Origin of the sequence: Butyricimonas faecalis, assembly GCF_003991565.1 — a bacterium.
Classification (GTDB): Bacteria; Bacteroidota; Bacteroidia; order Bacteroidales; family Marinifilaceae; genus Butyricimonas; species Butyricimonas faecalis.
In genome coordinates, this window is record NZ_CP032819.1 from 3703550 (window position 1) to 3717090 (window position 13541).

13 protein-coding genes are annotated in these 13541 nt (G+C 52.2%); 10 read left to right on the top strand and 3 right to left on the bottom strand.

Annotated elements, in window-relative coordinates:
- Window positions 1–35: 35 nt before the first annotated feature.
- The 5 genes from D8S85_RS16040 (at window position 36) to D8S85_RS16060 (ending at window position 3817) form a co-directional block, all read left to right on the top strand.
- Complete coding sequence (locus D8S85_RS16040; protein ID WP_004293606.1) at window positions 36–1085, top strand: hypothetical protein; 1050 nt, start codon at window positions 36–38, stop codon at window positions 1083–1085.
- A gap of 75 nt (window positions 1086–1160) precedes the next feature.
- Window positions 1161–1508: a hypothetical protein gene (locus D8S85_RS16045; protein WP_004293605.1), complete on the top strand. Its 348-nt coding sequence runs from the start codon at window positions 1161–1163 to the stop codon at window positions 1506–1508.
- Window positions 1508–2860 (top strand): DUF2586 family protein, encoded by a 1353-nt coding sequence (locus D8S85_RS16050; RefSeq protein WP_004303973.1) that lies wholly within the window; start codon window positions 1508–1510, stop codon window positions 2858–2860. The genes D8S85_RS16045 and D8S85_RS16050 overlap by 1 nt, the downstream gene beginning before the upstream one ends.
- A 3-nt stretch (window positions 2861–2863) precedes the next feature.
- Window positions 2864–3319 carry a hypothetical protein gene (locus D8S85_RS16055; RefSeq protein WP_004293603.1) on the top strand — a complete coding sequence of 152 codons (456 nt, stop codon included), beginning with the start codon at window positions 2864–2866 and terminating at the stop codon, window positions 3317–3319.
- 6 nt (window positions 3320–3325) lie between these two features.
- Window positions 3326–3817, top strand: a complete 492-nt coding sequence (locus D8S85_RS16060; protein WP_004293602.1) for a DNA N-6-adenine-methyltransferase — start codon at window positions 3326–3328, stop codon at window positions 3815–3817.
- An 84-nt stretch (window positions 3818–3901) separates the two neighbouring features.
- On the opposite strand, the gene D8S85_RS16065 is transcribed toward D8S85_RS16060, so the two are convergent.
- From D8S85_RS16065 to D8S85_RS16075, 3 genes are read right to left on the bottom strand one after another with little or no spacing between them, the layout of a single operon-like run.
- Window positions 3902–4666 (bottom strand): metallophosphoesterase, encoded by a 765-nt coding sequence (locus tag D8S85_RS16065; protein WP_004293601.1) that lies wholly within the window; start codon window positions 4664–4666, stop codon window positions 3902–3904.
- Window positions 4663–5445 carry a hypothetical protein gene (locus tag D8S85_RS16070; protein WP_004293600.1) on the bottom strand — a complete coding sequence of 261 codons (783 nt, stop codon included), beginning with the start codon at window positions 5443–5445 and terminating at the stop codon, window positions 4663–4665. The genes D8S85_RS16065 and D8S85_RS16070 overlap by 4 nt, the downstream gene beginning before the upstream one ends.
- Entirely contained in the window at window positions 5439–6416 is a 978-nt protein-coding gene (locus tag D8S85_RS16075; protein ID WP_004303975.1) for a hypothetical protein, read from the bottom strand. Before D8S85_RS16075 ends, D8S85_RS16070 begins: the two co-directional genes overlap by 7 nt.
- A gap of 224 nt (window positions 6417–6640) precedes the next feature.
- Here D8S85_RS16075 and D8S85_RS16080 point away from each other — a divergent pair, with 224 nt between their 5' ends.
- From D8S85_RS16080 to D8S85_RS16100, 5 genes are all read left to right on the top strand, one after another.
- Window positions 6641–6997, top strand: a complete 357-nt coding sequence (locus tag D8S85_RS16080; protein ID WP_008860783.1) for a hypothetical protein — start codon at window positions 6641–6643, stop codon at window positions 6995–6997.
- Window positions 6998–7008: 11 nt separating this feature from the next.
- Window positions 7009–7194: a hypothetical protein gene (locus D8S85_RS16085; RefSeq protein WP_004293597.1), complete on the top strand. Its 186-nt coding sequence runs from the start codon at window positions 7009–7011 to the stop codon at window positions 7192–7194.
- 93 nt (window positions 7195–7287) lie between these two features.
- Window positions 7288–11130 (top strand): phage tail tape measure protein, encoded by a 3843-nt coding sequence (locus D8S85_RS16090; RefSeq protein ID WP_117974407.1) that lies wholly within the window; start codon window positions 7288–7290, stop codon window positions 11128–11130.
- Between the two features lie 12 nt (window positions 11131–11142).
- Complete coding sequence (locus D8S85_RS16095) at window positions 11143–12120, top strand: DUF6046 domain-containing protein (RefSeq protein ID WP_004293595.1); 978 nt, start codon at window positions 11143–11145, stop codon at window positions 12118–12120.
- A complete protein-coding gene (locus D8S85_RS16100) occupies window positions 12111–13436 on the top strand; it encodes a hypothetical protein (protein WP_117974409.1) in 1326 nt (441 codons plus the stop codon). Before D8S85_RS16095 ends, D8S85_RS16100 begins: the two co-directional genes overlap by 10 nt.
- The last annotated feature ends 105 nt before the right edge of the window (window positions 13437–13541 follow it).

Below are 13541 nucleotides of genomic sequence, written 5' to 3' on the forward strand. Positions count from 1 at the left end.
GAGTTTCATTCTTCAACGGAAAACTTAAAACGACAATGGCTGATACAGTAAACTTTCTTCAAAACGGGTATAGCGGCGAAGTACTTGAGGACTTGCTGACCTATACCGTGCAGGGCAATGATACGGTCCGCGAGGGACTGATTCATATCAAGACGGGCATCCAGCACCGCTATACGCTTCCTGCCATCAAGCTGGGCAACATTATCCAGGACAACGTGCCGACCCCACAACCCATCCACGGAGCCAAGGGCGATGACGGCACGAACGAGTACCAGTTCACCGAACGCCATCTTGAGCCGTCCGATTTTATGGTCTATCTCGAGTTTAACCCGAGGGACTACGAGAAGTACTGGCGTTTCGCGCAGCCGGAAGGCAATCTCGTGTTCCGCGAGCTCGACCCGAAAATCCAGGCGACGATGCTCCGTCTCCTTATGGACAAGAAAAACGAGTATATCGGAAACGCCATCTGGACTTCCGCCCGCGGAGGAGAGACGGTGGCCAAGATTACCGCACCGGAAGGCTGCACGAAAATCGGAGCCAACAAGGAGAAATATTTTGACGGGGTCATCAAACGGATCCTCGACAATGTGAACTCCTCCGATGCCGAGGTGGTTGCCGGAGGGCAGTGCATCATTTCGGGAACGACCGAGCTGACGGACGGGGCCGCGGTGGAGGCGGCGCTCTATGCGATGTGGAGGAAATGTCCGAAGCAGATCCGAAAGAAGACATCTCTGACCTTTGTGGTCGGATGGGACGCCTGGGACGCGTATGACCAATATATCTCGGACAAGCAGGTCAAGTATTCCGAGAATACCGAGGTCAACCGCTATCGCTTCAAGGGCAAGCGCATCGTCCCGGTCGTGGGAATCCCCGAACACACGATGGTGCTCGGCGAGTTCTCCACCGGCATGGACTCCAACCTGTGGATGGGGGTGGATTACGCGAACGACACGGACATCCTGAAAATCGACCGTCTGCAGGCCAACTCCGAGCTGTTCTTTTTCCAGATGCGCATGAAAATGGACGTGAACATCGTCCGCCCGGCGGAGATCGTGGTCCATACCGCCTACAAGAAGAGCGAATAACACACCTTTCTTCATTCTCAATATCCACCCGGGGAGCGGAGGCAAGGCCCCGTTCCCCATTTTCATTCTACTGTTATGGCAAAGAAAATCAACACGGAGGAAACTCCGCAGACAGACAACAATAATATTCCTGCACCGGAGGCTCAGGCGGTGCCCGTTCCGGAAACGGCATCGGAAAACCTCGGGACAGGCGGCGAGACTGAAGACAGGCTGCCGGCCAAGACCGCGGGGAAAGGGAATGCAGGGTCGGAGGAGACGACAGAGCCTCACATCCTGTCCCTGTTGAAAAAGTTCCCGGCATATCCGTCGCTGTACATCGACACGCACGGAGGAACCTATGCGCCGGACACGGCGGCCGCCATCAGGGGCAAGGCCGTACTCTACAGGAATCCTTTCTACAACGAACTTAAAAAGAAATCATAATGGCACTCGGTAATGTATTTATCAAGGATGTGGACGGCAATATTCCTTACGATACCGGCTCGTCGGGCGAGAAGGTGACGGGACTGCTGTTCGACGTGTCCCTCCAGCCGACGCTTTTCACGGAGGGGTATGGTAAAACCAATGAGACCAGGCTCAAGCCTGGCGATGTCTGCTACATCACCTCGTTCAAGTCCGCCGTGAACGACTTCGGTATCATCGAACGTGTGGAGGCAACCGACGAGGAGGAGATGAATGTCAATTTCCTGCACGGCATCCCGGCATACCATATCCGTGAATTTTTCCGCATGTCCGGCAATCCGGGCGGTTCAGGAAAACTCTACGTGATGTTCGCGGACTGTTCGGCGAACTGGGATGCGCTGGAAATCATGCAGCGTGCTGCCGGGGGTATGATCAACCAGATAGGCATATGGACGGAACAGCCGCTGTGGAAAGCGAACGGCGCATCGGAACAATACAACCTCAATCTGGTAAAGGGGCTCAACGACGTGGCCGTGGGGCTTGCGGAGCAGAACCAGCCGCTCTCGCTCATCCTTTCCGCCAATCCTTCCAATACGGGGGCGGATACGACTGAGGGGCGTCAGATTGACCTGAATAAAATACCTTCATGCATCTGTGAATCAAGCCGTATCAGCTGTATATTCGGCCAGGCGCATCACGAAAAGATCTCCACGATGCAGATGTGCAACAGGAACCATACGCCCGTGGGATTTTTGGGAGCGGTTATGGGAGCCATAGCAAAGGCCAACGTGCACGAATCCATCGCATGGGTCAAGCAGTTCAATCTCTTCGCGGACGATTTCCAGGAAATAGAGTTGGGGTTCGGGGACATCAACCTCGACGAGGCAGAGGAGAACTTCCTCAGCCTGAACCGGTACGAGTCACTCTCCCCGTCACTGCTGGACGAACTCGACGATAAGGGGTATATTTTTCCCATCAAGTATGCCGGCCGCGAGAACGGGATCTACATCTCGAAAGACCAGACATGCTCACATGGGGATTTCCGTACCATTGCCCGGAACCGCACCATCAACAAGAGCCGCCGTGCCGTGCGTGCAGCCCTGCTGCCGTATGTGAACTCACCGCTGATGGTCAATCCTTCAACCGGGTTCCTCGCCCCGTCGAAGATTACAGCTTTCAAGACACTCATCGGGGATATACTGGCCAAGATGCAGGCGGCGCAGGAAATTTCAGGATACGCCGTCACTATCGACCCGAACCAGAACGTGTTGGTGGACGACACGCTGCGCATCTCCTATGTCCTTGTCCCGGTGGGCGTGGCCGTGAAGATTTATGTAGAGGAAGGACTGTCATTAACCGCAAATAAGACATAGCATATGGCAATAATCAACAATGTAGCATACTCGTGGTCGATGATAACCCTGTCATCGACCGCCCTGGGAATCGATGAAGGTTCCACGACCCTTGAAGGCGTGTCGGCCATCAAATGGTCGAAGAAGCGCAAGGTCGAAAGTAACTACGGCATGGGAGGACGGCCGGTGTCGAGGGGGTTCGGGAACATTACCTATACGGCGAGCATCACGATGGACTATGCCACGCAACAGCTGTTGCGTTCGGTGTACGGCTCGCTGCTCGAAATCGGCGAGTTCGACCTGATTATCAGCTTTGCCAACCCGATGGCCGGCGAGGACTGGACAACGACGACCGTAACGCTCAAAGGTTGCATCTTCACGGAGGATTGTCTCGAGTCACAGCAGGATGATACCAATATCACCCATGAATTCGATCTCAACCCGTTCGATATCCAAATCGGCTCGGGTGATACAATCTAAGCTGTCATGGATGTAACTTTCGAGGGGAAATCTTCTACCGGAAAGAACGAATGGCTCACGCCTCCCTGCCTGCTTCGGAGGCTGGGGCCGTTCGATTTGGATCCGTGTTCGCCCGTAAACCGCCCATGGGATACGGCGCGACATCACTATACCATTGAGGATGACGGCCTGCAACAACCCTGGTTCGGACGTGTGTTCTGCAATCCTCCCTATGACACTGCACTGATTGTCCGGTTTATCCGCAGGTGTGTCGAACACAGGAATGCCGTCGCGCTCACTTTTGCCCGCACGGACACGCGCCTGTTCCACGAACTGATATTCCCAAACGCCGATTCAATACTCTTTATCAAGGGACGGCTCAGTTTTTACCATGTTACGGGGGAACAGGGTGGTACGGCCGGAGCGCCGTCATGCCTGATCGCCTTCAACAAAGAAAATACCGCGGTTCTGGAAACATGCGGTATCGACGGGAAGTTGGTGAAGCCACGACTTCAATAGTCAACCATAAATTTGTTACATAATAACCCGTCTGTTTGCCGGATATTGACCTTGGCTGACAGACGGGATTTATGTATGGCAGACTTAAATCGAAATATGCGCTTCCTTATCGAATGACGTATGCTCGTTACTGAACACATAGCCCAACTGGTTGCATATGCACCGGGTGTTTCCGATGACCTTATTGATATTGCGGTGCGAGTGGCCATATATCCAGTATTCAATCGGGCTGTCTGCAATGAAACCGCCAAGCTCCACGGTAAATGCCCCATTGAGCGGACTGCCCTTGAACTCCGGCGCCATCAGTTCGAATGACGGTACATGATGAGTGGCGACAATGAGATGTCTGGCAGTACTTTGTTTTACGCTCTGTTCCAGAAAACGGAAACAGCGCGAATGTTCGTCATTGAACCTTGTCCAGTCCAGCGGTTCGCTGCCGTAACGCATCCTGCGGAAATCTGTGATGGCTGCCTCAGTTTCATAGGCATCCTGCAACAGGATATGTGACCACAGTGTGGTAGCGATCAATTCTATATCGTTACCCAATGGGATAACGGCATTATAGTGGCAGGTGATGTTTTCCCTGATTTTGAGCGACCAGCCGTTATACAGCTTGTCTATGTCGAACATCTTGTAAAACTCGTGGTTTCCGGGAACCACGATGACCCGGCTGTAATTTCCGGAAGCCCAGTCCCAGAACGGATGTCTGGAGTAGTTCTCATCTCCGATATATCCTATATCTCCGGCAAGGACAAGCACTTCTCCGGCAACAGCCAGCGGGTTGTGCTTCAAAAAACTGCTGTTCTCCCGAAACTCGAGATGCAGGTCGGATGCGTATTGGATTCTCATTGTTGTGTTATGAAATTGGCTTCAAGTTGTTCCAATAACTGTTCTCCGGAAATGCTTTTAAGTCCTGCCGATTTGAAAAAATCAGAGTTTGGCACTTCTTCTTTGACAGCCAGGCAAAACCTGTCAACATCTTGTTTAAGCGAATCAGGAACTTCGTAGGTGTCGGCAGGAGCAAGCATGGCAACCAGCCGGAATACATCTTTCTTGTGCTTGACGATATGTTTGCTGTCCACTTGTTCTCCATTGCTTTTCCGCTCGGTCATTTCTAAATAGGCCCTGCATTTCAGACAGATAAGACTTTCAATGTTCGCAATATGTACGCCCTCCTCCAACGTGCTGTGTTCAATGGTATAATTATAATAGTCATCATCCATCAAAATGGCTGACAGACTTGACAGGTCATCATCAACCGGAATGGGGGTAATGTGGGCATCGTCCGGGAATTTGACAACCCCGATATTTCGTGAAAAGAGTTCTATCTGATACGGGAAATCCGGATTTCCCGGTTCCTTGAACCTGTAATATTCATGCCTGCATTCCCCGTTCCCGGTTCCCTTATTCCTTTGTCTGTACCCTGCGGTTTTTACAAACTCCCAGAATTTTGCAGCAAAATCCGAAGACAGCGCCTCCACAATCAGTATAATGTCTATGTCCTTGGTCGCCCTTGGAGTTTGTGCATATATTTCTTCATGCATTTCACAGGCAGTACCACCTATGATGACATAGTTTCCTTCATATCCGGTGAAAAACTCCCTGAATTTATCAATTCCTCTTACCATATCATATTATTTATCATAGTTTCCAATTCTATTTGAATGCGTTCATCATCCATATCCTTCATGGCCAGAAATAAAGACAATTTGTCTACAATGCCGTTTTTTGAGAAAAAACATGGATTGTAACGCCATATCTCTATGCGGGTCTCGCCATATTCCTTGTCTGTCCGGATTTGCAACCGTCGAGCTTCTTCTTTTGCAATGGCATAAGTGTCATTTTTTTCCTTGTTCAGCATTGAATATTCCGACAAGGCATTTACTCCACTAATACAAAATACTTCATCAGGCAGACTATCGGTATATACAATCCGCTCGATGGGGTTCGCCAGGAACGGCAACATCCTGTCCCATAATTCACGCTTTTTGAACTGAAATATCATACTCTTTGTCTTGCCGCCGGATAAAGCGATAACTTCTTTATCTTTCAGCCATCTGACCGCCCGGTTTACATTGGCATACGACACGTTGAAAAGATCTGCAATATCATAAGTTCCTTTCCCTTCGAGAGACTTTACTTCAAGATGATAAAGGATTATGCATTGGGCAATTGCAGGAATCTGCGTTTCTTCACCTCCCCCGATATTATTTTTATGCGGTTTCAAATCTATCAACAAATCCGGTATGAACATTTGCTTTTGCGGTATGATGAAATTTACACGATGTCTGACAAGACGCCGTACATTATAGGCCGCCACTGTACGCAATACAAATATTACCGGGCATTGGGCTTTTCGCTCAACCAGTTCTTTTTGTTTCCGCATCTGCCCCGGAGTATATGCAGAACTGTCTGCACTATACAGAAGAACTACGTCATGCCCCAACAAGTTAGCCGTACAAAATGTATAACCGGCAGTAATATTGGCTGGGAATGTATGCAAGACATCCTTTTCGACCGGCCTGATGTCCGCCCTCAAATCAAGCAATTCAGCGATGTACCGGCTTGTCACATCTATAAAATCATCTATTTTGCACATAATCATTTATGTTTGAGAATATGCAAAATTAACGATTATATACTATATATCAAAGAAATATATGAAATATATTCAGCGAAATTTCCTTTAAAGACTGATCTGGGAATATCAGGAGCAAAGAAGTTTTTTGTATAACATATGGATTACAAGTGAATAAGAACCGTGTCTTCAACCTTTCCACGATTCTTTGTCCTACTCTTTCGGTGAATCAAAACAAATTCGATATGGACGAAAAAATGCTTTCATTGGAACAGGAGATCAAGATCAAGGAAAAAGCCCTCAAACTGAAAGAGGAGAAGAAACTCCGCAAGATTTGTCCGATGGTCGTTTTCGGAGACACCGCAAACGGCGAGAAAGAGATTTATGTGGCCTACATGTCCGAACCGAGCTTTCCGCAGTTCAGCAAATTCATGGCCGCTTCCAAAAAGGACGAGGTAATCGCCATGCGCACGTTGGCCCGCGACTGCTTCGTGGACGGAGATAAGGAACTCGTGGACGACGAGTCGCTCTTCCTGTTCGGTCTGATGGGACAGCTTTCCGAGCTGATCACCACCCGCCAGAGTGTCCTGGTAAACTTATAAGCCGGTGGGTAGTGACCGACGAGCAGCGCATCCGCCAGCGGATGATCTATGTCCGCCACTACTTTCCCGGCGTCAACCTCGACACGATTTCCGACGAGGAGTTCGCGATGCTTTCCGAAGAGGCGTTGTGGCTGCACGAGCAGATGCTCATCAGCCGTATGCCCGTTCCGATGTCATTGCCGGAGAGGACTCCTTGACCTGCCGCCGTAAGCTTCCGGTTTGCGGCGGCCTTCGTTTCATAATCTCCGCCCTTGCGGAAAGACTATTCTTTTAACGCAGTACCCATTACCATGGCTCAGGAACAGAACTATCAGGTCAACTACTCCATCAACGTGGATGCCTCTCAGGGCACCAAGCAGGTTATCGCCTTCGGTGAGGCGGTAGGCAAGCTGGTACAGGCGAAAGCGTCCCTGACTCCGGCCGTCACGAACATCAAGAATATGATGGACGAGATAGACCGCGTGTTCCGCACCAAGAACGGCAAGAAACGTAATTTCGATTACCGCCTGACCATCGATACGAAAAAAAGCGAAGAGAAGCTGGAACGTATCAAGGGGTTACTCACGGATATTTCCACGCTTTCCAAAGGCATCAGCCTGACCATCAATGCCGGTCAGGCTTTGGACAGCAAGAAAATCAAGGCCAACGCCAAAAGCCTTTACGAGAAAAAGGCTGCCGAGATGCGCAAAGCGGAGATCGAAAAGAATGCCGCCTCGTCCGTTGGCACGATGGCAGACGCACAGAAACGCATTACCAAAGCCATCGGGAAAATCAACTCCGCCCTGGTTTCCATGGAACGTGACCGGGAACTGCAAATCAAGACCGGGACGGCGGAAAACAGGTTGCAGCAGATACTTTCCCTATTGGGTCGTATCAAAAGTGCTTCTGTCATTTCTTTCAACATGCAGGGAGGCATACCATCCGAAGGACTCACACCTTCCGTTCCGGTGCCATATGCTCCGCAGGCCTTCGTAATGCCCGAAAAGGCCCGGCAAAAACTGATGGAACGGCTTTATGCAGGACAGCAGCTGCATCGCCAGAAACTGGTCCACGCGGAGGAGCTCTTTACCGCAGACCAGCGCCGTAAGGCGGCTCTGGCAGAAACCGCCGCGGCGGAAAAGCGGCGTGCCGATGAAGCGCGGGCTAAAGAACGGGAGTGCAAGAATGCCGCCCGTGCTGCGGAGAAAATACGCCGGCAGGCAGAACAGGCACGCCGTAAGGCAGAAACGGAACGTATAAAGGCCGAGCAGGCTGCAAGACGGCAGGAACAGCGCAATGCGATGCAGTCCGTCAGGCTCATGCAGCGGGAACATACTGCAGCCGGTACGCTCTACCGCAGTAAACGCCGTGCCGCCATCAACCGTATCCAGTATTCGAAAGCGCCGTCACTCAGGAACCTCCCGTTCGCTTCGATGCTCAATGCCTATATGGGTTACAGCCTGATCCGTTCGGAACTGACGAAGGCCATCGACTATTCCAACATCATGGAATCGGCACATTCCATCCTCCGTGTGGCGGACAGCGACCTCAAGACATTCGAGACCCGTTTTGACAGTATGGCCCGTCATGTCCGTAAAATCGGCATCGACACGAAATACACAGCCGTGGAGATTGCCGGTGCCGTCAAATACCTGTCGATGGCGGGCATGAATATCGAGACAATCAACAAGTCCATCCGCCCGATCACGAACCTGGCACTTATCGGTGACAACGACGTGTCGTATATCGCCGACCTGGCCACGAACATCATGGCCGGTTATGATATCCATAACGACAGCATGGACAGCGTGGCGGACATTATCTCCTCCACCATTTCCCGCTCGAATGTGAATATCGTGGAGATGGCGGAGTCATACAAGATGGCTGCCGGTTACCTGCGTATGGCGGGCGTGGACTTCACGGAAAGCAGTGCCGCCATCGGTCTTTTGGGCAATATGGGTCTGAAGGGAACGCTGGCGGGAACCTCGTTGCGTGCTCTTTCCACACGTTTTGCCAAACCTACCAAGGAGGCACAGGAAGTTCTGGACCGCCTGGGCATCCGGTTCACGGAAATGCGCGACATCGAGGGGGTGCAGGTCGAGAAACTCCGTCCTATAGCGGACATTTTCGAGGAATTGAACAAGAAGGGCGCGTCGATGGCGGATGTCCAGGCAATCTTCGGGAAAATTGGCGGTAACGCGGCGATGATGTTCCTGAAGAACTACGACAAACTACGAGAACTGACTTCATATAACCGGGGGTCCCAGGGCGTTTCCTCAGAACTGGCATTGGTAAAGCAGAATACGACCAAGGGATTGTGGGCGCAGGTGACCTCCCAGCTGACCGAAGGGTTCATGCAGGCATACGAGGTGTTGGAACCCTCTATCCGCACTGTGCTCCGCACTTTTCTGGCAAAGTTCAAGGCTCCGGAATTTACCCGTGGCCTGGTGTCCATCGGGAATGCCTTGTTGGACATCTTCACCGTGATCGGCAATATCGGCGCATGGGTGACCCGCAATTTCCATTGGATAGACCCGCTTGTCTTTACAGGCGTTGTCGCGACCCGGCTGTTCAAGGTGGCGGGAGCCCTGACGAATATCGGCATCGCCATGGGGTTTATCGGCAAACAGTCTGCGGCCACGACATCAATCAGTGCCGTGCAGGGGCTGCTGGGGGCGGGTGGTATCGGTAAGGTTTCGTTTGCCCAGAAGCGGGCCATCGTGTCGGCCATGCAGTCCGCAGGCGTGGCGGGACGGGGAGCGATGAACCGCGCCTTGATGGCCGGGGGCGGTGTCATCGGAGCCAAAGGAGTCCTGCAGTCGCTGTTTGCCACACAGGTGGCTACCGGCAGCGGACTGACCGGTGCTGCCGCCTCGTTGAGTGCCATCAGTACAGGCGCGGTTGCCGCCACGGCAGGTATAGCCGCATTGGTCGGGACTTTGGGATGGGTGGCTTACAAGACCTGGAAGATAAAGGAGGCGAAGGATGCCGTACTGGAAGAGATCGAATCGAACCGCAAGTACCGTTATCCGTCCATAGAGGCACTTTACTCCTCCCTGAGCGAGACCTATAACATGGCTGTCAAGACAAAGCGTGCCGTGGACGAGGTCGTTGCCGGCAAAAGTATCGAAGAGGCTTCGGGACATAAAATCGGAGCCTTCACATCCAACTGGTGGGCCGGGTTCTTGGGGGAATTTGCCATCGCTTCATCTGAGGGGATGGTATCGCGAGACCATGTGTATAACATGGACAAAGCCCGTCAGGATGACATAAGGGATGCGCTTGTCACCCTTGCCAAACGCGACAGCCAGACACGTATCGATGCCGCGTACGCCGAGTTCGGGAAGATGGGTACGGTATTGGAAGTGGACGCTTTCCTCAAGACGGTAAAGGAGCGTTTCGGGCAACAGGAGAAGGATCTCGACAAGTCTTTGTGGCGTATGCAGGATGGCAAGGCCGTCTATGTGAATGATATCGGGGACAGGTCGGAAGCGGTTGCCGCCCGCACATACGACTATGCCCGGTACATGAACACGCAGACCGTTCCGGAGATTGTGCGTGCCGCCACCGCTTATCGGAATGCCATATCGAGTGCCGCCAATGCGCATGAGCTGATGCGTAAGGGAGGGTTCGACTTTGACCAGTTCAGGGCCTGGGGATTCGAGCAGGACGAAAACGGGCTATGGAAACAGCGGGCACTGGGGCAGAACGCCACCGATGCGCAGCGTATAGACAACATCGCGCATCGCAAGCTGGCACATACGACACTCGTGAAGTTCTTTTCATCGCTCCGGCAGACTTTCGGAGGTTCGGCGGAGGCAGCCGAGAACATCCTCCGCGTGGCGGGCTTCACTCCCGACCAGTACGGCAACGAACCGGATTCCAACGATACACGTCCGTTTGCTGCCAACCCGATTACCAACACGCATCTGGATGACGGAGGGGCCGGCGGCAACTATTCCGGCACGGGGCGGTTGTCCTCGGCGGCACCTAAACAGGTCATCGTGAACATAGAGAGCCTGCTCAGTGTCAGGACCATCGACCTGATGAAGTCGAAGGAGGGGCAGACGGAAGAGATACAGAACCTGAAAGAACAACTGGCACAGGCGCTCATCGATGTCGTGCATGACTTCGATGCCTCCTGGAACGCATAAAATGAAAGGATTATGGGAAGACTGATACAAATCGCGGCCTCGACTTTGTTGAGCGGAGGCATACTCAACCACGGTTCGCTTGGCGGATACATCAGCAACGCCACGCGTCTGGCGTTGGGCATGGGGCTTGCCGAATTGCAGGACGGGCAGGTACATTACTTCTCCAGGCACCATGACCTGCTCAAACGGGCAGCCATACAGGTTGCCTCGCAGACGGCTTACGGGTTGCTACGTTCCTATCCCCGATACCTCAAATACTGGGAACAGCAGGTGCGGGACAAATATCTTCAGACACAGTCGCAGTCCAGCCTTGCGAACAAGACCGGACAGTACTACCAGCTCATCAGGGAACAGCAGGCGGTGGCGCAGAAGAAAAACCATATCGATTCCATCGTCGGCCGGACAGTGGCGGATTTTCTGGAACTGTCCATATCAGAGGAGGGGAAGTATTATGACAACAGCGAGTGCAAGGTTTTGCCGAACAGCCGGTATGGACTGGTGACATTCGTGGACCTGGGACCGCAGGTACAGGTCAGCAGCCGGAACAATATCCTGCTGACCCGGGTACAGGGGCGGGACTATACCCGCAAGGAATATATATCCGGGGGTGACCTCGAGATTACCATCAACGGCAAGATCACCTCCAAATACCCGGACGTGTATCCCGAGGCGGAAGTGTCCAAGTTTATCAGGCTGGTACAATACAAGGGTGTCATCGATTGCGACAACACGGTATTGCGCCAGTTCAACATTTCACGGTTGATTATACAGGGCTATACCTTACAGCCTACGGATTGCCGGAACGTGCAGCCGTATTCGCTGAACTGTGTCGCCGTGGAGCCATCGGAAGCCGTGGAACTGAAACTGGCGGAACAGGAAAAGGTGGACACGGCCATCAAGCACACGAACAAGTGGATCAAGTATGTTAAATTCGGTACGGAGGTCATCGACCCCGCCTCGTTGCTTAAACTGACACGTTTATGGGTATAGCTGCAATGGATATCCTCTGCTGTCGCATCACCATCGGGGATGCCGACCCATCCAATCCGATGAGGATACAGAACGGCGTGGAGATTACGGAAGTCCAGTCGCTCGAAATCAACGAGAGTTACAAGAAGCTGATCGGAACGGCCAAAGTGATATTCCCGAAAGGGTCGGTATGCCGCTCCACGATTATCGGGAACGTGACATTGGAGGGCAAGGACGTGTCGAGGATAACGACGGAGGTGATGCAGGACGGTGTCATCATCGAGAAACGCAGCGCGCAGCGTCTGGTTGACGAGACGACATTCAAGGTCGGACAGCGCATCAATATCAAGCTGGGCTACAACGGCGTGCTGAAAAATATGTTCGACGGATACATTACCGGATACAATTCGGACAGCACGCTGGAAATCCAGTGTGAGAATATGGCCTACAAACTCAAACTGAAACAGGCACCTCATTTCGAGACCCCGGCGAAAGGGACGACGGTGAACGAGGTGCTGGAAGGCAAGTATAATATCCTGAAAGATACCGGCTTCAGGATACACTCGGATACGAAGCGGTTTGAGATACATATCGGCAAGGTAAAGGTCACGGACAACTTCACGGTAGCGGATATCCTTTCCGAATGGTCGAAGTACAAGGTCTACTGCTTTTTGAAATACGATGCCGATGATGACGGGGCCATGCCGTCCATTGCCGTCGGGCGTCCTTATTCGTCCAGCAAGGCTCAGCCGGTATTCCCGGAGGACGAATCGACAGGACCGTACAGGATATACTTCAACGAGCATGTGGCGCAGAGCAACCTGAAAGTGGTCAAGACCGATCCGAAGTTTTTGGCGGTGACGGGCAAGGCACTCGGGACGGATGAAAAATTCTTTGAGGTGACGGTACGCATGAATCCTGAATACGACCCGGAGATGCCGGGCAGCAAGGAGTTTCAGACGGTCAATGCCACGCAGATTTCAAAAAAGACGCACAAGGTAACTGGCAACACGACGGCATCGGGAGCGAAGACCAGGACCAAGGTGGATTTATCCACATATACCATCGTACCATATATGTCACCTCATGTCGGAATCAATTCCGACCGGCTTGTAGAAGAGACGACGGAATACTTTCGGAATTACAATCTGAACGGAATCACCGGCAATGTGACAGTATTCGGGGATTTCGGACTGTCTCCTGCCGTACAGGTGGAACTGATCGACTACCGTAATCCTTCCAAGAACGGCGTATACCTCGTGGAGGAGGTAACGACAACTTTCGGAGTGGGTGGATACAGACAACAGCTGGGCATTCCGTACAGGATTCGCAAATGACCATATTGTTTATTAATGGACATTCTTTCCTTCCAGAAAATACCCGAAAAGGAAAAACGGCATTCCGTGCCGCTCCAAGGAACATCACTGCTTTTTATTCATAAT

Coding starts and splice junctions, on each gene's coding strand:
- D8S85_RS16065 (WP_004293601.1), bottom strand. CDS start 4,666: ATGAGAATCCAATACGCATCCGACCTGCATCTCGAGTTTCGGGAGAAC.
- D8S85_RS16070 (WP_004293600.1), bottom strand. CDS start 5,445: ATGGTAAGAGGAATTGATAAATTCAGGGAGTTTTTCACCGGATATGAA.
- D8S85_RS16075 (WP_004303975.1), bottom strand. CDS start 6,416: ATGTGCAAAATAGATGATTTTATAGATGTGACAAGCCGGTACATCGCT.
- D8S85_RS16055 (WP_004293603.1), top strand. CDS start 2,864: ATGGCAATAATCAACAATGTAGCATACTCGTGGTCGATGATAACCCTG.
- D8S85_RS16050 (WP_004303973.1), top strand. CDS start 1,508: ATGGCACTCGGTAATGTATTTATCAAGGATGTGGACGGCAATATTCCT.
- D8S85_RS16045 (WP_004293605.1), top strand. CDS start 1,161: ATGGCAAAGAAAATCAACACGGAGGAAACTCCGCAGACAGACAACAAT.
- D8S85_RS16060 (WP_004293602.1), top strand. CDS start 3,326: ATGGATGTAACTTTCGAGGGGAAATCTTCTACCGGAAAGAACGAATGG.
- D8S85_RS16040 (WP_004293606.1), top strand. CDS start 36: ATGGCTGATACAGTAAACTTTCTTCAAAACGGGTATAGCGGCGAAGTA.
- D8S85_RS16090 (WP_117974407.1), top strand. CDS start 7,288: ATGGCTCAGGAACAGAACTATCAGGTCAACTACTCCATCAACGTGGAT.
- D8S85_RS16080 (WP_008860783.1), top strand. CDS start 6,641: ATGGACGAAAAAATGCTTTCATTGGAACAGGAGATCAAGATCAAGGAA.
- D8S85_RS16100 (WP_117974409.1), top strand. CDS start 12,111: ATGGGTATAGCTGCAATGGATATCCTCTGCTGTCGCATCACCATCGGG.
- D8S85_RS16095 (WP_004293595.1), top strand. CDS start 11,143: ATGGGAAGACTGATACAAATCGCGGCCTCGACTTTGTTGAGCGGAGGC.